This window comes from Streptosporangium sp. NPDC023825, assembly GCF_040639575.1.
GTDB lineage: Bacteria > Actinomycetota > Actinomycetes > Streptosporangiales > Streptosporangiaceae > Streptosporangium.
The window spans coordinates 1-20,343 of sequence record NZ_JBFAAE010000010.1; the positions used below are offsets into that span (position 1 = coordinate 1).

18 protein-coding genes are annotated in these 20,343 nt (G+C 72.4%); 10 read left to right on the top strand and 8 right to left on the bottom strand.

Annotated elements, in window-relative coordinates; translation table 11 throughout:
- Both AB0G15_RS11775 and AB0G15_RS11780 read right to left on the bottom strand, forming a co-directional pair.
- Nucleotides 1-319 (bottom strand): endo-1,4-beta-xylanase (locus AB0G15_RS11775; RefSeq protein WP_362837804.1); only part of this gene is annotated, 319 nt, incomplete at its 3' end.
- A gap of 505 nt (nucleotides 320-824) precedes the next feature.
- Nucleotides 825-1,685, bottom strand: coding sequence for a 3-methyladenine DNA glycosylase (locus AB0G15_RS11780; protein ID WP_362837806.1), 861 nt, complete (start codon nucleotides 1,683-1,685; stop codon nucleotides 825-827).
- A gap of 217 nt (nucleotides 1,686-1,902) precedes the next feature.
- Between AB0G15_RS11780 and AB0G15_RS11785 the strand changes: the two genes are divergently transcribed.
- Nucleotides 1,903-2,265: a dihydrofolate reductase family protein gene (locus tag AB0G15_RS11785; RefSeq protein ID WP_362837808.1), complete on the top strand. Its 363-nt coding sequence runs from the start codon at nucleotides 1,903-1,905 to the stop codon at nucleotides 2,263-2,265.
- Nucleotides 2,266-2,490: 225 nt separating this feature from the next.
- On the opposite strand, the gene AB0G15_RS11790 is transcribed toward AB0G15_RS11785, so the two are convergent.
- The gene (locus tag AB0G15_RS11790; protein WP_362837810.1) at nucleotides 2,491-2,964 is read right to left on the bottom strand and encodes a MarR family winged helix-turn-helix transcriptional regulator; all 474 of its coding nucleotides are present in this window, start codon (nucleotides 2,962-2,964) and stop codon (nucleotides 2,491-2,493) included.
- 57 nt (nucleotides 2,965-3,021) lie between these two features.
- Between AB0G15_RS11790 and AB0G15_RS11795 the strand changes: the two genes are divergently transcribed.
- The gene (locus AB0G15_RS11795; RefSeq protein WP_362837812.1) at nucleotides 3,022-3,798 is read left to right on the top strand and encodes an alpha/beta hydrolase; all 777 of its coding nucleotides are present in this window, start codon (nucleotides 3,022-3,024) and stop codon (nucleotides 3,796-3,798) included.
- A gap of 467 nt (nucleotides 3,799-4,265) precedes the next feature.
- Here AB0G15_RS11795 and AB0G15_RS11800 read toward each other — a convergent pair whose 3' ends face one another.
- Together AB0G15_RS11800 and AB0G15_RS11805 are read right to left on the bottom strand one after the other, a co-directional pair.
- Nucleotides 4,266-6,695 (bottom strand): polysaccharide lyase 8 family protein, encoded by a 2,430-nt coding sequence (locus AB0G15_RS11800; protein WP_362837814.1) that lies wholly within the window; start codon nucleotides 6,693-6,695, stop codon nucleotides 4,266-4,268.
- Between the two features lie 115 nt (nucleotides 6,696-6,810).
- Nucleotides 6,811-7,041: a hypothetical protein gene (locus AB0G15_RS11805; protein WP_362837816.1), complete on the bottom strand. Its 231-nt coding sequence runs from the start codon at nucleotides 7,039-7,041 to the stop codon at nucleotides 6,811-6,813.
- A 283-nt stretch (nucleotides 7,042-7,324) separates the two neighbouring features.
- Here AB0G15_RS11805 and AB0G15_RS11810 point away from each other — a divergent pair, with 283 nt between their 5' ends.
- The 7 genes from AB0G15_RS11810 to AB0G15_RS11840 all read left to right on the top strand — a co-directional run bounded on the left by AB0G15_RS11810 (nucleotide 7,325) and on the right by AB0G15_RS11840 (nucleotide 16,379).
- Entirely contained in the window at nucleotides 7,325-8,488 is a 1,164-nt protein-coding gene (locus AB0G15_RS11810) for a DUF418 domain-containing protein (protein ID WP_362837818.1), read from the top strand.
- Nucleotides 8,489-8,850: 362 nt separating this feature from the next.
- Entirely contained in the window at nucleotides 8,851-9,099 is a 249-nt protein-coding gene (locus tag AB0G15_RS11815) for a DUF6400 family protein (protein ID WP_362837820.1), read from the top strand.
- A complete protein-coding gene (locus AB0G15_RS11820) occupies nucleotides 9,086-9,328 on the top strand; it encodes a hypothetical protein (protein WP_362837822.1) in 243 nt (80 codons plus the stop codon). Before AB0G15_RS11815 ends, AB0G15_RS11820 begins: the two co-directional genes overlap by 14 nt.
- 726 nt (nucleotides 9,329-10,054) lie before the next feature.
- Complete coding sequence (locus AB0G15_RS11825; protein ID WP_362837824.1) at nucleotides 10,055-11,185, top strand: hypothetical protein; 1,131 nt, start codon at nucleotides 10,055-10,057, stop codon at nucleotides 11,183-11,185.
- A 63-nt stretch (nucleotides 11,186-11,248) separates the two neighbouring features.
- Nucleotides 11,249-13,231: a hypothetical protein gene (locus AB0G15_RS11830; RefSeq protein WP_362837826.1), complete on the top strand. Its 1,983-nt coding sequence runs from the start codon at nucleotides 11,249-11,251 to the stop codon at nucleotides 13,229-13,231.
- Nucleotides 13,228-15,342 carry a hypothetical protein gene (locus AB0G15_RS11835; RefSeq protein ID WP_362837828.1) on the top strand — a complete coding sequence of 705 codons (2,115 nt, stop codon included), beginning with the start codon at nucleotides 13,228-13,230 and terminating at the stop codon, nucleotides 15,340-15,342. The genes AB0G15_RS11830 and AB0G15_RS11835 overlap by 4 nt, the downstream gene beginning before the upstream one ends.
- A gap of 44 nt (nucleotides 15,343-15,386) precedes the next feature.
- A complete protein-coding gene (locus AB0G15_RS11840) occupies nucleotides 15,387-16,379 on the top strand; it encodes a MinD/ParA family protein (protein ID WP_362837830.1) in 993 nt (330 codons plus the stop codon).
- Nucleotides 16,380-16,947: 568 nt separating this feature from the next.
- On the opposite strand, the gene AB0G15_RS11845 is transcribed toward AB0G15_RS11840, so the two are convergent.
- Together AB0G15_RS11845 and AB0G15_RS11850 are read right to left on the bottom strand one after the other, a co-directional pair.
- Nucleotides 16,948-18,465, bottom strand: a complete 1,518-nt coding sequence (locus AB0G15_RS11845) for a hypothetical protein (protein ID WP_362837832.1) — start codon at nucleotides 18,463-18,465, stop codon at nucleotides 16,948-16,950.
- Between the two features lie 12 nt (nucleotides 18,466-18,477).
- On the bottom strand, nucleotides 18,478-18,822 hold the full coding sequence (locus AB0G15_RS11850; protein WP_362837834.1) for a hypothetical protein: 345 nt from the start codon (nucleotides 18,820-18,822) through the stop codon (nucleotides 18,478-18,480).
- 30 nt (nucleotides 18,823-18,852) lie between these two features.
- Between AB0G15_RS11850 and AB0G15_RS11855 the strand changes: the two genes are divergently transcribed.
- Nucleotides 18,853-19,635, top strand: coding sequence for a glycoside hydrolase family 16 protein (locus AB0G15_RS11855; protein ID WP_362837836.1), 783 nt, complete (start codon nucleotides 18,853-18,855; stop codon nucleotides 19,633-19,635).
- A gap of 125 nt (nucleotides 19,636-19,760) precedes the next feature.
- On the opposite strand, the gene AB0G15_RS11860 is transcribed toward AB0G15_RS11855, so the two are convergent.
- On the bottom strand, nucleotides 19,761-20,273 hold the full coding sequence (locus AB0G15_RS11860; RefSeq protein WP_362837838.1) for a GNAT family N-acetyltransferase: 513 nt from the start codon (nucleotides 20,271-20,273) through the stop codon (nucleotides 19,761-19,763).
- Nucleotides 20,274-20,343: the final 70 nt, after the last annotated feature.

Here is a 20,343-nt window from a genome sequence, read left to right on the forward strand (position 1 = left end):
GGTTGGGCTCGGTGGCGTCGATCTTCATTTCGTTCTCGGCGGTGATCATGTCGAACTCGCGGTTCGCGATCGTGGTGTACTGCGAGTCACCGAGCCTGCTCGTCGAGATCGCGGCGCCGAAGTATCGCCCGCTCTGCTGGGCCGCCGCGCCCAGCGTGGACGCGGCCGCACTGGTGGAGGCGGCGCCGGCGGAGACCTGACCGGTCACCGCCGTGAGCGTGCCGAGCACGAGGGTGCCGAGGGCGCCGGCGACCAGGGCCCGGCGAAGGCCGCCGAGGGGTCGCCGGGTGCCGGGCGGGGGTATGGCGTTTGTGCCCATGTCTGAGACTCCATAACTGCGTCACGGGAAAGCGGGAACGTGGGGGACACCCCCGCGAACTCGACGCCGCGCCCATTTCGGGGGAGGCACACCGTCGGGGCGTCGCAGGCGACAGCCCTGCTGCGCACCACCGACCCGGCCGTGGGGGGACGCCTTGGGGACTCAGTGTGGAAACCTTCCCGAAATACGTCAAGGTCGCCCAGAAACTTTCGGTTGTCCGGCTCGGGGGTACAGAACCAGCACATGTCACAACCTTTGTCCCTGCCTCCTGAAACCTTGCGGGATCATCGTGCAGGGGCCGGCCAGGACCGATGTAACTTTCAGCACCATGGCCCTCGCCGGTCAGAGGCGGGGCCCCGATGGCACCGGCCGGGCCGTGCTCGGCCGAACGCACCCCGGCGTCCCGGGCACAGGGGCCCGGACGGCACCTGCGGCCTCGCGACGGGTCAGGACGAGTGGCGCCTCAGGAGCAGCAGGTTGAGGAGGGGCGGGTCGGAGGGACGGGTCAGGAGGGGCGGGTGCCGGCGAGCAGCCGTTCGCAGGAGTCGAGCAGGCGCTGCCGCAGCGGCCTCGCCCGCTCGGCGAACCCCCGCTGCTCGGCGGCGTACTCGGCCCGCCCCTCGGGCGTCTCAATTCGGATCGCCCGTTGACCGAGCGAGCTCAGGTCGTACGGGCTGGCTCGCATGTCCACCGCGCGGATGTCTCGGGCCAGCGTGAAGCAGTCGGCGACCAGCTCACCGCTCACCAGCGGTGACAGCTTGTACGCCCACTTGTACAGGTCCATGTTGGCGTGCAGGCAACCCGGCTGCTCCAGTTCCGGCTGCCGCTCCCGAGTCGGTTGCAGCACGTTGAGCGGGCGCGCCTCGGGGGTGAAGAAGCGGAACGCGTCGAAATGGCCGCACCGCACACCCCTCTGCTCCACCACCTCCGCGATCTCCTCCCCGCTGAGCCGCAGCGGCCAGGAGCCGTGCCGCACCTCCGTGGTCCGGTAGACCATCGCCCACTCGTGCAGGCCGAAGCAGCCGAAATATCCCGGCCGTGCCGCGGTGGCGGCCAGCAACCGCATGATCCACTCGATGGAGGACCCGCGCCTGTCCACCAGCGCCGCGGTGTCGAGAGTCGCCCCCTCCGGAGTGTCGAGGTAGTCGCGGCCGAAGTCGCGCGCCCCCTTCAAGGTCACCCCGGCGCCCGGATGCCACTTCCGCAGCCGCGCCGGCCGGTGCCCGTAGTAGGTGAACAGGAAGTCCTCGATGGGATGGGCCTCGCCCCGCGCCCTGCGCGCCAGGTGCGGCTCCGCCCACACCTCGACCCGGCGCCGGTGGGCCTCCGCCCGCGCCCGCCACTCCTCCGGTTCCAGAACCTCCACCGCTGAATGGTACGCGCGGGCCGGCGGTGCCCGGCGGGCGGCCCGTACGCCCGCTCCCGGAGGGCCGCCTCGGCCCCGCCGCCCTCGGAGAAGGTCGTCACCGGACGAGGGAAGGCCGGCGCCAGGTGGGAAAAGGGCGTCGCCGGGTGCGAGAAGGCCGCCGCCGGGCGGGAAGGGCGGGGGAGCCCGGGCGGGAAGGGCGGGGGAGCCGCGCGGCATGTCGAGAACCCGGCGACGGCTCCGACTCCCGGGCGACAGCGCGCCCCGAGGCTCCCGCACGGTGGAGAAGGCCGGCTGGAAGACCCGGGTGATCTCCGAGAACGTCGTCGAGGAGCTGACCGCGCTCAAGGAGTCCGGTGTCACGCTGCTGCTGTTCGGCGGATCCGTGCTGGCCTCCCACCTCACCGAGCACGGCGTGATCGACGAGTACCGGGTCTTCGTCCACCCCGTGATCCTGGGCGGCGGCAAGCCGCTCTTCCAGGAGCAGGACCACCGGGTCGGTCTCGAACTCGTCGAGTCGCGGACGTTCGATTCCCGGGTCGTGCTGCTCAGGCACCGGCGCGCGGACGCGCGGGGGTGACCGCCACCCGACACGGACGTGCGGGGGTGGTCGCCACCCGGCGCGGACGCTCGGCCGGCGATCCGGCCATCTGCTGATTGAAGGTGACCATCCAGCTGTCAGGGTCGACAGCGTCGGCCATGGCCATCACGCGATCTTCAGGTGTCTTCACGAACTCCGAATGATCACGTGGTGACCGTCGCCATGCGACTTCCACCAGCAAGATCGCGAAGCGTCACCGGAGTACTAGTCCACGTCGACGTGGTCGAGGAACCGCAGGAGGTGCGAGAGCACCCGGATGCAGGCGGCGATCTCGGTGTCGCTCAGCTCGCCACCGGCCTGGCGTAGCACCGCGCGCTCGCGGTCGATCACGGCGGCGATGGCGGCCCGGCCCTCCTCGGTCAGCCGGATGAGCGAGGATCTCTTGTGCGCCGGGTTGGGGGCGAACTCAACCAGGTTCCGCGCGGCGGCGTCGTTGATCATGCGCTGCACGAACTGGCGGCTCAGTGCCTGGGCCCGGCCCATCTGGGGGACGGTCATGGGCCCGTGCTCACAGAGCATGTTGAGCACAGCCCGTACTCCGACGGACAACCCCGCGATGGGCGCGTCCTGCTCCACCTTGCGCTGGGCGCGCCGGTACAACGGCCCCACCAGGTCGAACACCTCGGCGAGCCGGTCGGCGGGTTCGTTGGGCGCCGGGTTGCGAGCTTTTTCGTTCACCCCACCATGATGACACCTGAGTTGTCATCTTTGGTCGATAATGACACCCTGGTTGTCATGAATGACCCGTTCTGGCTCGACACCGGCACTGGCCGGCCCCTCGTCCTGCTGCACGGCGGCTTCCTGGACCACGGCATGTGGGACGAGCAGATTCCGTTCCTCTCCTCCCGGTACCGCGTCATCGCTCCCGACGCCCGTGGTCACGGCCGGTCCGCCAACGCCACCGAGCCGTTCCGGCCCACCGACGACCTCGCCGCCCTGCTGCGTCACCTCGGCGTCGGCCCCGCGATCCTGGTGGGGGTCTCCATGGGAGCGAGTGTCGCGGTCGACACAGCCCTTGAGCACCCGGAACTGGTCAGCGCCGTGGTCGTCAGCGGGGCCGGGACCAGCGAGCCGTACTTCACCGACCCCTGGACCGTCCAGACCATGACCGCGTGGCACGCGGCGATGGCCGTCGGCGACCTGGACGCCTCGGTGGAGGCGTTCACGCTCTTCGCCGCAGGCCCGTACCGCACCCTCGACGATCTCGCCCCGGGGGTCGTCGCCCACCTGCGCCGGATGACCAGGAACACCATGTCCAAACACACCGCCGGCGAACCCAACCCGCTCGTCCAGGTACGCAACACCTGGGAGCGCGTCGCCAAGATCGATGTCCCCCTCCTGGCGATCAACGGCTCCGTCGACTCGCCCGACCACATCGGCATGGCCGAACGCCTCGCCCGCACCGTCGCCAACGGCCGGGCGGTCCGGGTCGACGGGACCGCCCACTACCCCAACATGGAGCGCCCGGACGTCTTCAACGAGATCCTCGAAGGCTTCCTGCGCGCCCTGTGACCCCACGGGCCGGTGGCCGGCTTGTGCGGGGAGAGCTCGGCCCCTGATTCGCAGGTCAGGGGCCGCTTCGGGAATGAGGGGAAGCCCGAAAACTGATCCCCTGGTCAGGGACGCGTACCAGGTCGACTCGCCGTGGATCGAGCGGCTCCAGATGTCACGGTTCCAGCCGGTCACCGCCCGCGTCGGTCTCGCTCCGCTCCCGCCCGACCGGGACGTCTTCTCCACCCGGGACGTCCCCGCGGACGTCCAGGACGTCCAGGACGTCTTGGCCGTCCGCGGGGACGTCTTGCCGGACGTCCAGGACGTCCAGGACGTCTTGGCCGTCCGCGGGGACGTCTTGCCGGACGTCCGGGACGTCCTGGTCGCGCTGCTGGACTCGACCGGCCAGGCGTGCGGCCTGGCGATGGTCCGCGGCTCGGTGCGATCCTTGCCCCGGAACACCCCTGGACCGATTCCCGGTGGGCGGCTCACTCCGGCGCCCGCCGGGAACCGGCCCCTGTCCCGTGCGGCGTGCCGGGAATCTCCGCCGGAACGCCGGCGAGGCGTACGGTGACCGTGTTCGAGCCGCCACCCCGGCCCGCCAGGCGCCCGAAGGTGAGCGTGAGACCCGCGCCGGTCGTGGCGCCCGCCAGGAGGGGATGCCCGCGGAGCACCTCGGTCACCGGCCGGTTCCAGGTCACGGTCAGCTCGTCCAGGTCGCGCCGGGGGTCCGACACGGTCAGCGTGGCCGTACCGTCGCCGCCCTCCCTGACGAGGACCGCGCACGGGGCGGAGGCGGCGAGGTCCCCGGCGGCCCCGTCGTTCCAGAAGTTGACGGCGGTGATCCCGAGTGACGGGACCCGGACACCCTGCCGGCGGGCGGTGTTGGCGAGCACGCGCGCCCAGTCGGGGTCGGCGGCGCGGGCCCGGGTCTCCGCCAGGCTCGCGCCCGGCAGGAGGAGATACACGTAGCCCGCCGATACGGGGTCGACACCGTGGTCGAGCCAGAGGGTCGCGTAACTCCGGGTCACCCGGTCCCGTCCGCCGGCGCGTTCCTCGCGCAGCGTGCGCAGGCGGGTGCCGCAGGGCAGGACGTAGCCGCCGTGTCCCTCCAGGTGCGCCCACCCCTTCCCGTCGTCCACGGTGAGAGGCGCGTCGGTCCTGCGGTTGTCCACGATGGTCTCGACGGGTACGCCGTCCTCGGCGGTGATCCCGGCACCGAGGCAGACGATCGCGTCGTCGAGGAAGAACCACGATTTGAAGGCGTCCAGGGTGCTCTCGAAGCCGTTCAGGTGCTGGCCGACCGTCGCGTACACGCCGTCGGTGGCGCCCCCCACCCAGCGGCCCGGCGGGCAGGTGCCGCCCCACGCCTCGCCGGCGCCGTCGGCCGGCCGGCGGGTGGAGACGGTCGTGCCCGGCAGGCGGCAGGGGTCGACGGTGGCCCAGAAGGAGTCGGAGTACTGGTCGCCGTGGCCGTCGGCCCACCAGTAGAGCATCCCCGAGCCGGTGTGCCAGCCGCGGAGGTTCTCGCCGTTGCCGTGCTCGTAGTGGCCGACGCGGTGGGAGGCCATGCTGAGGCCCGCGCACCAGCCAGGGCCGCCCTGTGCACCGCGAGCCGGGCCGGTGCGCGGGGCGCGGTGCACGGCGCGGGCGCTCATCGCCAGCAGCCGGTGCCCGGTGGGTTCCTCGGCCGCGGGGACGGCGTCGTCGTCCAGGATCGCGGCGAGGCGCGCGTGGAATCCCAGGTCGTCGTCCTCGGCCGCGTCGAGCATGGGCCGGTGGGTGTCCCGCAGCGCCCACCCCTTGACCATGCCCTGCCAGCGGGACCGCTCGGCGGCGGAGGCCGTCTCCCCCAGCAGCAGGATCGCGGAGGCGATCGCGCGCCCCCTGTCGTGGTCGCCGTACGGCCGCCTGCCGATCGCCCGGCCGCTGACCAGGTCCATGCAGAAGCCGTCGTGGACGACCGGTGTGAACGTCCTCTCGACGCTGTCGAGGACGACCTGCCTGTTCGGGTCGACGACCTCCCACGGCGAGCCGCGCAACACCGCGAACAGCGTCGCGAGGCCGGACAGCAGCGACGCTCCGTACGTGCCCTGGTAGGGGACGGTCGTGTGCTGGACGAAGGAGCCGTCCCGGTAGAACCCGTCGCCCTCGGAGACATAGGGGAAGACCGGGGAGAGCGCGGAGACGGCCAGCGCGGCCTTCGCCGGGTCGGAGCCGAGGACGGCCCGCAGCAGCGTCACCACGCACAGGTCCACCCGGTTGGCCCCGGTGCTGGTCCCGCTGTAGTCGTCCAGGCGGCATTCGGGGACGAAGTGGTCCACCGCCTCCCGCAGTGCCCCGCTCTGCGGGCCCGTCAGGTGCGGGCCGATCAGCAGGGCCGCGTCGAGGAGGTTCCTGGGGGTGCCGATCTGCCAGTGCCACCAGTTGCCGGCCTGGTCGGCGCCCGCGGCGTACACCCGCCGCCGGTAGTGGTCGATGCCGCCCGCGACGGCCGCGGCCAGGTTCGCGTCGCCGGTCAGGCCGGTCCCCGGCAGGGCGTACGCGCGGGCCATGGTCCGCAGCCGGGCCGGGGTGGCGCCGAGCGAGGGGAACGCCAGGTCGGGCCAGAGCGACGCGCCGGCCGGCGCCATGGCGTCCCGGTACTTCGCCGCCCTCCTCCCCAGCATCGCCAGCCGGGTCCGGTACGGCTCGGCCGTCGCGTCGAACCCCGACCCCGCCGTCACGTCCCGCCACCGGTGGCGCAGCGGGGCGAGGGGGTCGGCCGATGCGCGCGGCGTGGTGACCGGGTGCGTGGTCCCGGTGTTCGCGGTCTCCTGATGCGCGGTCCCCGGGTGCGCGGCATACGCCGGGATCAACGCCCCGGCCGCGGCGACACCACCGAGCTGAAGAAACGATCTCCGGGAATGTCGGTTCACGCCTAGATTGTCAGGCGGAAATCCCCCTCACTGCGGATACCACGCCGTACGGCCCCCGCGTGGCCGGCCCGCTGTGACGGTCAGGGGCCGGTCACGCGGGGGCCGTCGCCGGGGATCAGAGATCCACGTCGCGGGAGGCGACCACGCGGACCCCCTCGGGTTCGTGACCCGCCGGGGTGACCACGACCCGCCTTCCCGCGTCCTCGTAACCGTGGTCGGTCAGCCACAGCAGGGTGTACGGGTCGAGTTGGCTGAAGTCGACCGGAGAGGCGGGCGAGAAGATGTCGTCACCGGACGAGACGCCGACGATGTCGCCTTCGACGATCGACAGGGTGTACGCGGTCATGGCAGCCTCCGGGCCGTGGTCGTCCTCGGAGAGGTCCATACCCCCGGGGACGGCCGCACTCCCCTGACCTGGCGATACCCGCAGGCGCTCGCCGATGCCCGGCCCCACCCGGCCCGGCCGCCGGAATTATCAAAAGGGTCCGTTCACCCGGGAGCGGGGAGCCGCGCGGGCTCCCGTCCGTCCTCGCCGGGGGGCGCCGACCTCCTCCCCCGGAATCCGGCGCCGGCACCGCCTGCGCCAAAAGTCATTGTGCCGGCGGCAACGTCTTCCTAATCTCGGGTACATGGCTCAGGGCGGCGTGCCGGACGGGCGACGCATTCATGAGATCGACGCGGTGCGCGGATTCGCCCTCGCGGGCATCCTGGTCGTGAACATCGAGTTCTTCGGCGATCCCGGGCTGCTGGGGGCGATGAGCGGCGGGATCGGGGGCGGGGACCACGGGCCGGTGCAGTTCGTCGTGCAGGCCCTGTTCGAGTTCAAGTTCTACGTCGTCTTCTCCTTCCTCTTCGGTTACTCCTTCACCCTGCAGATGCGCTCGGCGGAACGCGCCGGGGCGAGTGTCCGGGCCAGGACCCTCAGGAGATGCCTCGGCCTGTTCGTGATCGGCGTGCTGCACGGGCTGCTGCTGTGGGTTGGCGACATCCTCACCCTGTACGCCGCGCTGGGGCTGGTGCTGCTGGCGGCACGGAACATCGGCGCGCGGGCGGCCACGATCGGCGCGACCGTGCTCATCTCGTTGATGTCCGCCCTCACCCTGCTCCTGGCCGGTCTGATCGCCCTCGTCCCCGAGGCGTCCACCACGGGCACGGACACCGGGAGTGCCGCGGAGGCCGCGCGGATCCTCGCCGCCACCACCGGCGGCCCTCTCGACTATCTGGGCCTGCACCTGACGCAGTACCCGCGGATAGCGATCATGATCTGGCTGCTGCAGGGGCCGACGGCGATGGCCCTGTTCCTGCTCGGCCTGGCGGCCGGCAAGGCGCGGCTGTTCGACGAGCCGGACCGGTGGGCCCACCTGCTTGGAAGGGTTCAGTGGATCGGCTTCGGCCTCGGCCTGCCCGCGGGAGTGTTCTACGCGGCGACCTCCGGTCAGGGCGACGCGACGGAGCTGGTGGCGGTGGCGCTCACCCTCGCGACCTCGGTGTTTCTCAGCGCCGCCTACGTGGCCACCCTGCTCCGCCTGATCAGGCGATCTCCCTCGGTGGCGGGCGTGCTCGCTCCCGCCGGCCGGATGGCGGCGTCCAACTACGTCGGCCAGTCCGTGCTGCTCTGCCTGGTGTTCACCGGTTACGGCCTGGGCCTGATGGGCCGGATCCCGCCCCTCGGGGTAATGGGCGTCGCCGTCGTGGTCTACGCGGTGCTGCTCGCACTGAGCGCGTGGTGGCTGCGCGGCCACCGTTACGGTCCCGTGGAGTACGGTCTGCGCCGCCTGACGAACTGGAGATGACGACTGAGCGGGTCATCCGGTGCGCGGCCCGGTCTTGTTCACGGGGAGCGTTCACGGGGAGCGTTCACGGGGAGCGGCCCGGCGATGCGGGGAAGGGCGCGGTGAGGCCGTACCGGCCGGCGGCTGCCTGTAACACGCATCACACGAAAATATGACGAAAGCCGCATAGGGTGTGTAGCGGACAAATCTTCCTTATGACGGGCTTCCCCCAAGGTGACGGGCTTCCCCCAAGGCGCGTACGGCCGGTCGCGAAGAGCGGCTCGTCCCCGGCGGAGGCGAACCCCTCTCCGGCGCCGCCCGGAGGCCCCGCCCTCCCCGTTCCCCCCTCCGGCGCGCCCGCCGGCCGACCGGAAAGTCATTCGATGAACCAGGACGGCCCCAGCCCGCACACCGACTTCGAGATCGACCTCACCCTTGAGGAGACTCGCCGCCGCGCCGCGGTCATAGCGGCGCTGGGGCCGGACTGGGACCCGGTGGCGGTGATGCGGGACGAGGAGGAGGCGTACGACCTCCTCTACTCCGGTCTCGACGAGCGGCAGCGGGAGACCTACGACATGCTCGTGGCCGCCGGCGTGCTCCCCCGGAGGAGGCCCGGCCGTGCTGCCACTTGATCCACACGCCGACCTCGGACGCAGGGCGTGGGTGCCCTGTCCCGCCTGCCGGGATCACCGCGACTGCGGCGACTGCCTCGGCGGGCGCAACTGCCGGGAGCACTGGCGCTATCTCCTGGGCACCACCGGGAGCCTGCTGCATCTGCAGTGCCCGGGATGCGCCCACCTGTGGAACCACGAGACGGGCTTCGGCGCGGGCGGCGGGACCACGCCCCGCCGACTTCCCTGAGGCGCCGACCGGACGGGGCCGGGCAGGGCCGGGCGGGGATCACGTCGGACGCCCCTTGGACGGCGGCCTATCCGTTCGTCCTCGTCCCGGGCGATCGCGTGCCCGCGCGCCCCCGGAAAAGCGGGGGTTCCAATTACCCGAACGCGGGCCGGGAGCCGAACGGCCAAACAGAGGAAACGCATACATATCAAGTTGCTATGACGGCTTGCGCCAATCCGGAGTGGGAAACGGTATCGCGATCTTCCTGTGCGCGACGAGAGCGCGGGCGACCGCCGGAAAACCGAACAGGAGGCGAACGACCGGGCCGCATCAGGGAAATGGCAGTTCAACAAGAAACGTGAAGGATCATCCGAAACCTCGGGACGGCCGTACCTCTCTAGAGAACCGGTGGCACGGTCCACTCGCAGGATGGCAGCAGGTAGGCGAATTACCAGTTTCGGACGGGCCATATATCTACTTAGGTGTTATTTATAATCCAATAACCATAAGTGGCAATTACTGAGCCCTTTACCTTCCAAATAGATCACGGTCAGTCTAATATTTGGACCTATGTCATGGCGTGCATCAGATTTCCCAGATGGACAGGCTGGGTCCTCTGGCCGTGGCAGTGGTTCCTCTAGGCACGATTCCGAACACGCATCCGACTGGCATCCCGAACGCCTCCTGTCATTCGATTGGCGGAAGGTCATTCTGTTCACGGCTGTATTAGCGATCATCGCCGTGGCCGTGTTCTGGCTCGCGACCAGAGCGCCCTCCGGTTCGTCCCTGGCGGCGAACCCCACCCCCGACCCTTCGGATACCGGCTGGGAGAAGGCTCCTTCCTCGCCCTCGCCGACGCCGTCCCCCGCCCGCTCCACTCCCAGATCGACCCCGAAACCCACCGGAAGCGGCACGGTCAAGTCCCCCCGCCCCGAGGCCGCCCCCACGAAGCGGCCGCGGACCGAGACCAGGACCACCCCGCCGCCCGCCGACCCGCCGGCCGGATCCAGCTCGCCCCAGCTCACCGCCAAGGAGGCGTACGGCATCCACGGCCGCTACCAGCGGGGGTTGTCGGTGGCCCAGGCCAGGAAGGACCGGGCGGCCATAGCGAAGCTGGAGCACGGGCTCGCGCTGGAGATGACGAGGGCGGGTTTCAAGACCGCCGAGATGCAGGGAACCTCGCTCGCGACGGGGATATGGCCCAACCCCCAGGTGTGGATCCCGCGTCACGTGGAGGGCACCGCCGACTGGTTCGTGGCGGTCTCGTACGAGCCCGGCGTCGCGCGGATCGTCGACGTGATGAGCTCGGCGCCCGGCGGCTGGCGGCTCGTCGCCTCGGCCGCCGACACGCGCGCCACCCCGGCGCGGTTCCCCAAGATAGCGACCGACGGCGAGGGGTACGCGACGAGCCTCCCGGAGAACGCCACCGGGCTGAGCTCGACCCCCAGGCAGATCGCCCGCGCGCATCTGGCGAGCCTGGAGAACGCCGAGGTCGACCCGCGGTTCGACGAGGGGCCGTGGACCAGCGAGGCCGCGCTGTTCTGGCAGCAGGAACGCGGCCGGCTGGAGCAGGCCGACTGGAAGATAACGCTGTCGTACCGGCTTGAGGGACCGGTACGCGCGCTCAGGACCAGTGACGGGGGCGCTCTGGTCTGGTACGGAGCCCGATCCACCGAGCTCCGCGAGGCGGTGCGGGAAGGGGCGAAGGTCAAGCTGAAGGGCTCGGCCGCCGTCCGCACCCGCAACAAGGCCTTCGCCCACTCGGTGAGCGCCACATACGGCCGCATGTATGTGACACATGTCCCCCCCGCCGGCTCGAACGAGCCCGCTCGCGTGCTGGGCGAGTGGAGCGACGTCCTGGAGAGCCACGGCGACTGACGTTTTCACCGGAAGAAAAGGAACATTCTAATGACACCCTCACGTAAGCCATCGCGCGCGACGGTGATCACTGCGAGTGTCGCGATCGGTGTCTTCGGCGCCGGCGCCGGGCTGGGAACCGTCATCGCCATGCGCCCCGATCCGGGCGAAGGGCAGGTGATGCGGCTGGCCGCGGGCACGTACCTCCTCGACGACCAGGCGGGAGCCTGGACGTCGAGCGCGGCGCCCGGCGGCGACCAGCCGCTCCCGCTCTCCGGCGCCGACGCGGGCAGCACGATCGCGGACGGCGCCAAACCGGCCGCCGCCGCCGGGGACCAGCGGGTCTGCCTGACCGCCACCACCGACGGGCACGCGCTCGGAGGCACCGCGGAGGGCTGTGTCGCCCTCCCCGTCCTGGGTGTGGCCGCCGCCGCGGCGGCGCCCCTTCAGCGGCCGGGAAACCCCAAGAGCACGCCGACCCCGCCTTCGGCTCCCAAGACGACCGCGCCGACGAAACCCGCGACGCCCAAGAAGGCCGACCCGCCTCCCAAACCTGATCCGGCACCGGTGCAGCCCGCCCCCGACCCCGGGCCGGCGCAACCCCCCGCTCAACCGCCTCCGGCGAACAACCAGCCCGTCCAGCCGCCCGCTCCACCGCCTCCGACCCCGACGAAGAAGATCAGCGGCAACATCTCGGAGAGCGAGAACGAGAGCGGCAGCGTCATCCAGCGCCCCGCGGAGAAGAAGGTCGAGATCGTCTCGCCGCCCAAGCCGGCTCCCGAGTCCGGCGGGACGAGGTCCTCGGGCCCCTCGCGGCCGTCGCAGCCCGACGGGGGGAACGGGCGCTCGCAACCCCCGGCGACCAACGGCGACAGGCAGCAGCAGCCCCGGCCGACCGGAGAAAACAGCCGGCGGCCCCAGCCCACCGGCGGTCTCAAGCCCTCGCAGCCCCAGCCCACCGGCGGGAACAGGCAGCAGCCCCAGCCCAGCGGCGACGTCAGGCCCCCGCAGCCCGGGGACGACGCCAGGAACCCCCGGCCGACGGGCACCCTGAAGCCGGCGGTCCAGTCGGGCTCCGGCCGGCCGCTCGTGCCCTCGGGCGAGGTCACCCTCCCCACGGCGCCTCCCGAGACCAGGCCGACCGGCGACGCGCCCTCGGCGCCGCCGGTCTCGGTGGCACCGACCGCGCGCGGCGGCCAGGGTCCGGCCCAGCCGCCCGGTGGCCAGAAGCGCTCGCAGGCGCCCAGCCCGTCGCGGGGACTTCCCTCGGCCGGGCCGTCCCGGCCCGCACAGCCGCAGCCGTCCCCCGGCCCCGGTGAGAACGCGTCGCAGGGCCCCGACGGGACCGTGCTCATGCCGGCCGACCCGCGGCTTCCCGGCGGCGGCCCGGACGGCGGCGTCTCGCTGCCGGTCTTCGAGAACCCCGAGCTGCTGCGGCGCGCCTACGAGGCCCTCGGGCTGGACAGGGGCATGCGCTACACGGACGAGAACGGCGTGTGGGACCTCAACATCGCCCCGCCGGGCACCCCACCGTGCCGCAACTACACCACCGAGGAGATCCAGGCGCTCAGCGCGTCCCAGGGTCCGAGCCCGTCCTCGGGCGCCCAGGCGATGATCCCCCGCGACTCGTGCCTGTGGCCCGCCTTCATCCGCTGGCTCTACGCGGAGCCCGAGCCCGGCCAGATCAGCAACTGGACCAAGTTCACCGGGCTGCCCCAGCGGAACCTGGAGCTCGTGGTGACCGATCCCCCTCCCGTCCCGCTTCCCAGCCCGATCCCCAGCGAGAGCGTCGTGCCGCAGCCTGACCAGGGACAGCCCGACCAGGGACAGCCCGACCAGCGGCAGGGCGTCCCCGGCGAGGAGGAGCCCTGGCAGCCGGACACGGGCGGGCTGGTCCCCGCCCAGCCGGGACCCGAGGACGCCGTGGCCCCCAGAGATTCCGGAGACGGCGGAGAGGACGTCCCCGAGCGATGGCAGGGTGAGAACACCGCTCCCTTCCAGTCCGACCAGGGCCGGCCCGACCAAGGCCAGGTCGAGCCGGACCCGGTCGAGTACGACGGCCGATGAGCACACCCACCGGAACCGGGCGTCTCACGCCCGGCCCCGGCCAGGGGGCGGCCTGGGTGCGCGAGCACGGCGCGCACCTGATGGACTACGCCGCCTCCCACTTCGAATCCGGCCGGGCGCGCGCGGCGGTCGTCTCCGCGCTGGCGGCCGGCCGGGTGGAGGCCGCTCCCGGGGACGTCACGGTCCGGGGGCGGCTGCTGGCCGCACTGCGACGTGACTGCCGCACCTCTCCGGGGTACCGGGAGCGGTACGTGCCGGGTTCGGGGCCCGGCATGCCCGACGTCTCGCTGATCGAGCGGGTGTGGACGATCGTCGACCCCCTGGGCACGGAGACGCTCAGGCTGACGTACCGCCACGCGCTCGGCATGGAGGATCTCTCCCATGTGCTGGCGATGCCCGTCGACGAGGTCGGCAGGCTCGCCACCCGCACCCAGGACCTGATCGAGACCCTGGTGAGCGGGCTGGACGCGCTCGCCCACGGGCGGCGTACCTGCCCGGAGCTCGCCCCGCTTGTGGAGACCGTCTTTCCCGGTGTCCTCCCCGAGGGCCCGGCCGGCGGGCGGGCGGCGTCCCCTCCCGACGATCCGGAGGGCGCCCAGGCGCTCCTGCTCTCCCACATGATCAGGTGTTCCGTGTGCACGCGGCCGATCAACATCCGCTACACGGTGCCGCAGATGATCTCCCATCCCCCGGTCGCGCCGCTCTCCGCGGAGGAGCGGCGGCGGCTCACGGACGCGCTGCCTGCCGAGGTCGCCGCCGAGGCGACCCCCGAGGGGGTCCCGCCCGCGCGTCCGGCCCGTGACGGGTCTCCCCTCCTGTCCGCTCCTCCGGGCGGGGGGCGGTCCCCGGTCCTCCCCGCGCCCCCGCCAGGGGGCCGGACCCCCACCTCGCCCGGGCGCCGGTCCATCGCCCCACCCGGGCACCGGTCTCCCGCCTCGCCCGCCGCCCCGGCCGGGGGCGGCGTCCCGGCACCGTCGGCCGCGGCGTCGCCCGCACCCGCACCCGCACCCGCACCCACGCCCACGCCCACGCCCAGGGTCCGCATGCCTCCCTACCCGCCGGTGGCGTCGAAGCCCGCCGCGAAGCCGCCGGCCGTGACGCCGTCGAGTACGGCGCCGGGTGCGGCATCACCGGTCACGGCACCGGGAGGCGGGCCCGCGACGGGTCCCTCCGATCCCGCCAGCCCCTCCGGACTGCCCCCGCTGCCCGCCCTGCCGCCTCGCAGGACCCGGCCGGCCCGCCCGCCGTCCGCGCCACCCGTGCCCGGGCACGACACCCCGCTCTACGACGCCCTGCTCACCCAGGCGTGGGCGCGCGAGGTCCTCGCCCAGAGCGAGGAGCTCACCGGCACCATCCCCAGGCAGGCGCCGCCCGCTCCCGAACCCGTCGTCAAGCCCGAGCCCGTCGTCATCGCCGGGCAGGCCTCCGTCGAGATGCGCGACACCGCGACACGCGAGACCGGCGTACGAGACGCCGTGACACGCGAGATGGGGGTGCGCAAGCGCGAGACCGGGGTGCGCGACGACGCCCAGGTTCCCGCGCTGCGCTTCCACACCGAACCCGACGACCGCCCCGACGAGGAGCGGATCGAGATGGGGATCCGCGTGCTGGAGGCGCTCAGCTGGGCGGGCGCCCGGATCAGGAACACCACGATCAAGCTCGTCATCATCGTCGTGGCGGGCGCGGCGGGCACCCTGACCGGGATGAACCTGCTCGGCCCCGCGATCGAGTCCGAGGAGCCCGCGAGCTCGCTGCAGGCGTCCACCAGCCAGGCCACCCGGTCTCCGCCTCCCACGGCCGGCGCGCCGGCGCGGCAGGACGGGCTCGCCTCGCGCCTGCGGGTCCCGCCCGTGGTGACGCTGGACGAGTTCGGCCTGGGAAGCATGGTCCTCACCATCTCGGGAGAGCCGCTGAAATGGCGGATATCGGCTCCCGGCCTGGCGGTGACCCCCTCCGGCGGCACGCTGCGGGAAGGGGTCACGCAGGTGATCAACCTGCGCGCCCACCGGGTCCGCAACTGGTGCGGCGCCCCCGCCTCGGTCACCGCCCCGATGACCGTTCACGGCCTCGACGACTCGATCAGCACGACTGTGCGCTGGCGGACCTGCTGACCTTCCATCCCCCCAAGATCGCTTTTCGAGAAAGGACCAGGGCAATGACGGATACCTCTCCCCACATCCAGACATCGCCGTCCACCCCGCCCGAGCAGTTCCACGAAACGGTCCCGCTCACCGCGGAACACCTGCTCACCAACCGCCGCCCCGAGCCCGCAGGAGGATGGCGCCGTCTGGTCTGGCAGCTCTCCGGCAAGCGCATCATCCCCGCGGAGTCGGCGGCGGAACTGGAACGGCGCACGCTGATGGCGCAGGCCCAGACCCCCGTCGCGAGCGGTCACCACCGGATCGCGGTCATGAGCCTCAAGGGCGGGGTCGGCAAGACCACGACGACCGTCGCCCTCGGCAACACGCTGGCCTCCCTGCGCGGCGACCGGGTGATCGCGATCGACGCCAACCCCGACCGCGGGACCCTCGGCATCAAGGTGAAGTCCGAGACGGCCGCGACCATCCGCACCATGCTGGCCGAGGCCCCCCACATCCTGCGCTACGCCGACGCCCGTGCCTTCACCTCCCAGTCGCCGGCCCGGCTGGAGGTCCTCGCCTCCGACACCGACCCGGCCGTGAGCGAGGCGTTCAACGCCGAGGACTACCGCACGGTCGCCGGGCTCATCGAGCGCTACTACTCCATCTGCATCACCGACTGCGGGACCGGCCTGCTCCACGGGGCCATGGGCGCGACGCTCGAACTGGCCGACCAGATCGTGCTGGTCAGCCTGGTCGCGGTGGACGGGGCGAGTTCGGCCGCCGCGACGCTGGACTGGCTGACCGCCCACGGCCACGCCGACCTCGTCAAGAACGCCATCGTCGTGCTGAACGCCGTGGAGCCCAAGTCCGACGTGGACCTGGAACTGCTGGAGCGTCACTTCACCTCCCGCTGCCGCGCGGTGATCCGCATCCCCTACGACCCGCACCTCAAGGAGGGCGCCGAGGTGGACCTGGTCCGCCTTCGGCCCACGACGCGAGGCGCGTACCTCCGCCTGGCCGCGGCGGCCGGGCAGACCTTCGGGCAGCGCCCCGACCGGAGCCACTAGTGCGGCCGGTCGCCGACGATCCCACGTTGGACTGGGATCTGGGCCCGCCACCAAGCGCCCGGCGGCGGATGCTCATCGTGGTCGTCTCGATCGTGGGGACGATCCTGCTGGCGGCCGGGGCATGGCAGCTCCTTCGAACCGACTCCACCCCCGTGAACGCCTCCGCGCCGAAGGCCGTCGGGGACACCGTCCTCCTCGCCCCGCCCTCCGGCTACGAGGGCGCGGCCGGTTACCCCGTCGGGTTCCCCCGCACCGAGCTGGGCGCGGCCTCGGCCGCCGCCGCGGCGCTGGAGGCGGCGTGGACCCTGGACGCCGAGCAGGCCGAGCAGGCCGCGGTGCTGTACGCGCGGCCCGAGCAGCACGACGCGGCACGGGCCGGCGCCCGCGAGGCCGTCGCGGGATGGCGGGAGATCCTCGGCCTTCCCAAGGACGGGGCGCTCCCCGACGGCGCCGCCATGCGGACGCGGACGATCGGCGTCCAGTGGAAAGCCCGCGCCCAGGATCAGGTGCTGGTCTCGGTCCTGGTCCAGGTGACCGCGACCAAGGGCGTCGGCGACACCGATCCCACCTATGCGAGCCCGTACGCCATGAGCCTGCTCATGGTCTGGCAGCCCGGCATGCGCGGTGCGAACCAGGGGGACTGGGTCAACGTCCCCGACCCCCTCGCCACCTCCGTGCCGCAGGTCGCCCTCCCGGGCACCCCGGAATTCACCGCCGCGGGCTGGAAACCCATCTCCGGCCCAGAGCCCACCCCATAGATCCAGGAAGAGCGATCAATGCCCCCACGCAGCTCGTCCCGGCGTGTCACCTTACTCTCCGGCCTTCTGCTGGCCGCGGTATCCGCGACGACAAGCGCGGTCATCGCCCAGCCGTGGGCCGCCCTGGCGGATCCCGGCGTGAGTTCGGACTCACCGTCGCAGGAGTTCGCCGTCCCTCCCGCTCCCCCCGCCCCGCCCCCCGCACGAGAGGAGTCCCCTCCGGAGACCACCGTCCCCGAGACCGGGAACACCTCGGGGCCGGACGAGAGGCCTCCCTCGAACCGCGACTCCGGCTCGACACCGGACAGGAACCCGCCCGCGGAGGACGACTCCCCCTCCGGCCCCGACCGGAACCCGCCCTCGAACCGCGACTCCGGCTCGACACCGGACCGAAACCGCGACTCCGGCTCGACGCAAGACAGGAACCGCGACTCCGACTCGACACCGGACCGAAACCGCGACTCCGGCTCGACGCCGGACAGGAACCCGCCCTCGGAGAACGCGTCACCTCCCGAGACCCGCAGCTCCCCTCCCACGTCCCGTAGCCGCCCCGGCCAGCGGAACACCGCCCCCCGCACGGAGGAGAACGTTCCCGCCGAGCAGTCCTCCCCGCCCTCCCGGGAGAACGCGCAGTCCAGGAACGCGGTACCGACGAACCCGCCGTCGAGGAGGGCACACCGCACCGAGGCTCCACCGGCGGCCCCGAAGAACGCCGAGCCCACCGCCGACGCGTCTCCGGAGACCAGGAGAGCCACCCAGGCGCCCCAGACGAACGAGACCAGGAGGGCCACCCAGGCGCCCCAGAAGAACACGGCGCCCACGAACGCGCCTCCGGAGAGCAGGAGGGCCACCCAGGAACCGCCCAAGAACACGGCGTCCGCCCCGGCGCCGCCCGGCGGCACGAAGCCGTCGGCGACGTCCACGGCGACCTCCGCCCCGACCACTCCGGCGCCGTCGGCCAGCGCCACCTCCTCGTCCACGCCGAGCGCCAGGCCCACGGCGACCGGGAAACCGCAACCGCCGAAGGCGACGCCCGAACCCCCCGACCCCGAACCTTCCGACAAGGCCACCAAGCCCGCGCCGGACCCGCTCCCCACGCCCCCAGGCCCCAAGCCCTCGGGCTCCGGCGCGATGGCGACGGCGACGGCGACCAAGCCGGCGCCGACCGCCACCCCCGCGCCCAAACCCACCAGGTCGACGTCCCAGCGGCCCACCGCCCCTCCGAAGGGGACCCAGAAGCCCTCGGCGAGCCCGGCCTCCACTCTCACCGCCCCGCCGCGCACCGGTCCGCCGAGCCGGGCGACCAACGCGCCACGGCCCGCGCCCACGCGGACCGGCGTCTACGAGCCCTCCCTCCTGACCGAACCCGTCCAGAGCACCCGATCCCCGATGGCCGCCCCGTCCCCGGCGCCCTCGATCCCCACCGTCCTGCCCCTGCCCCCGCTCAGGCGCTCCACCTCCGACTTCTGTAAGCCGGAGGACATCGCCTCGTGCTGGAGCCTCGCGCCCTGGCGGGGCCGTACCTCGCAGTCCCCCGTCCTGCTGATCGCGAACCAGGAGCCGGCGAGAGCACCGCGCTGGGTGTTCGGGCCGCCCGCCTCCCCCGCCCAGCCGCTGCCGAGCCCGACCGCGTCGTCGATCCCCAGCCCGACGAGCACCGGCTGCTGGAGCTTCAGTCCCTCCACACTCTGCGCCAGATCCTGGGAGGAGTAACCATGATCACCAGATCCCACGTGCGGGTGGCCGTACTCAGCATGGTGGCCGCGCTGACGGTGAGCACCCTCAGCGCGGCCCAGGGAGAGGTGGTCTCGGCGGCGCCCTGCGCCCCCGCCGCCACCGGCGAGGCCAGCGCCGCGCAAGCCCTCAACTGGGGCGCGCCGTCCTGGTGCGCGGAGTTCGACGACTACCTCGACGAGTCCGAGTGGGTGTTCTACGACTCGGCCGGGCACGCCGGCAACGGCCGCCGCTCCCCGCAGCAGCTCTACCTCGGCAACGGGGCGCTCTACCTGTACGGCCGCGAGGACGGGACCACGGCCGGTCTGGCCGCCCGCCACGACCAGGCCTACGGGCGCTGGGAGACCCGTATCCGCCTGTACCGGGGCGCCGGGTCGTACCACCCCGTCGCCCTGCTGTGGCCCAAGGAGGGCGGCGGCAACGTGCGGAGCTCCACGGGTGAGGAGATCGACTTCCTCGAGGTCATCGACGATCCGGAGAGGCAGCGGCCGAACTTCTTCCTGCACACCCCTCAGGGGCAGGAGCAGGCCCACGCCAACATCGACATGACCACCTGGCACACCTACGCCGTGGAGGTCACCCCCGACAGCGTCGTCGGCTACATCGACGGGCAGGAGTGGTTCCGCTCCGGCAACGCCACCCGCAGCTCGATGTCGGTCTGCCTGCAGCTGGACTGGTTCCCCGGCCAGGGCAGCTCGGGAGAGGCGTGGATGGAGGTCGACTGGCTCCGCATCTACCCGGCCTCGACGGGCACCGCGGGCTGAATCCACCCGGCAGGACAGGAGGGTGCGGGATCCGTGGGAACGGGCCCCGCACCCTCCTCGCGTCTCGCGGTACGGGCCATCCGGCGTGGGCCGGTCGCCGGTACGGGCCGCCCGGAGCGGATCGTTCAGCCCGTGGCGACGGGAAGCCTCGCCTCCAGGATCTGGCCCGGCCAGTCTCCGACCTTGAAACTCTCGGTCCTGGTGAAGCCCCGGCTCTCGTAGTACGCCACCAGCCGGCCGTCGTCTCCGGCGTAGCAGTCGACCCGTACCAGCGCGACCCCCAGCCAGGCGGCCTCCGCGCGGGCGCGCTCCAGCAGGACGGCCCCGACCCCCCGGCCGTGGTGTCTCCGGTCGACGACCAGCCCCTGGACGTACAGCTCCGGCTCTGAGGCGGGAGGGACGTAGGGCATCGCGGTCCCCACCACCAGGCAGCCCGCGGGCCGGCCGTCGAGTTCCGCGATGCGCATCCCGCCGGACATCGCCCACGAGGTGATGTTCTCGACACGGGCCGCGTTGAGGGAGAACGGTTCGCTGCCCCACTGGCCGGTGCGGCCCAGGGAGGACAGCCACGCCACCGCGCCGTCGAACATCGCCAGGACGGCCGGTACGTCCCCGAGATACCCCTGACGGATAATCACCGGCGGATCGTAACAGGGAGATGCACCCCTGCACAGGACAGGTGTATGTACCTCACGCAGGGCAGACCCG

Excerpts from the sequence above, each read along its gene's own strand:
- AB0G15_RS11785 (WP_362837808.1), top strand. The coding sequence starts at position 1,903 with ATGTCGAGAACCCGGCGACGGCTCCGACTCCCGGGCGACAGCGCGCCC.
- AB0G15_RS11855 (WP_362837836.1), top strand. The coding sequence starts at position 18,853 with ATGATCACCAGATCCCACGTGCGGGTGGCCGTACTCAGCATGGTGGCC.
- AB0G15_RS11805 (WP_362837816.1), bottom strand. The coding sequence starts at position 7,041 with ATGACCGCGTACACCCTGTCGATCGTCGAAGGCGACATCGTCGGCGTC.
- AB0G15_RS11810 (WP_362837818.1), top strand. The coding sequence starts at position 7,325 with ATGGCTCAGGGCGGCGTGCCGGACGGGCGACGCATTCATGAGATCGAC.
- AB0G15_RS11815 (WP_362837820.1), top strand. The coding sequence starts at position 8,851 with ATGAACCAGGACGGCCCCAGCCCGCACACCGACTTCGAGATCGACCTC.
- AB0G15_RS11840 (WP_362837830.1), top strand. The coding sequence starts at position 15,387 with ATGACGGATACCTCTCCCCACATCCAGACATCGCCGTCCACCCCGCCC.
- AB0G15_RS11835 (WP_362837828.1), top strand. The coding sequence starts at position 13,228 with ATGAGCACACCCACCGGAACCGGGCGTCTCACGCCCGGCCCCGGCCAG.
- AB0G15_RS11795 (WP_362837812.1), top strand. The coding sequence starts at position 3,022 with ATGAATGACCCGTTCTGGCTCGACACCGGCACTGGCCGGCCCCTCGTC.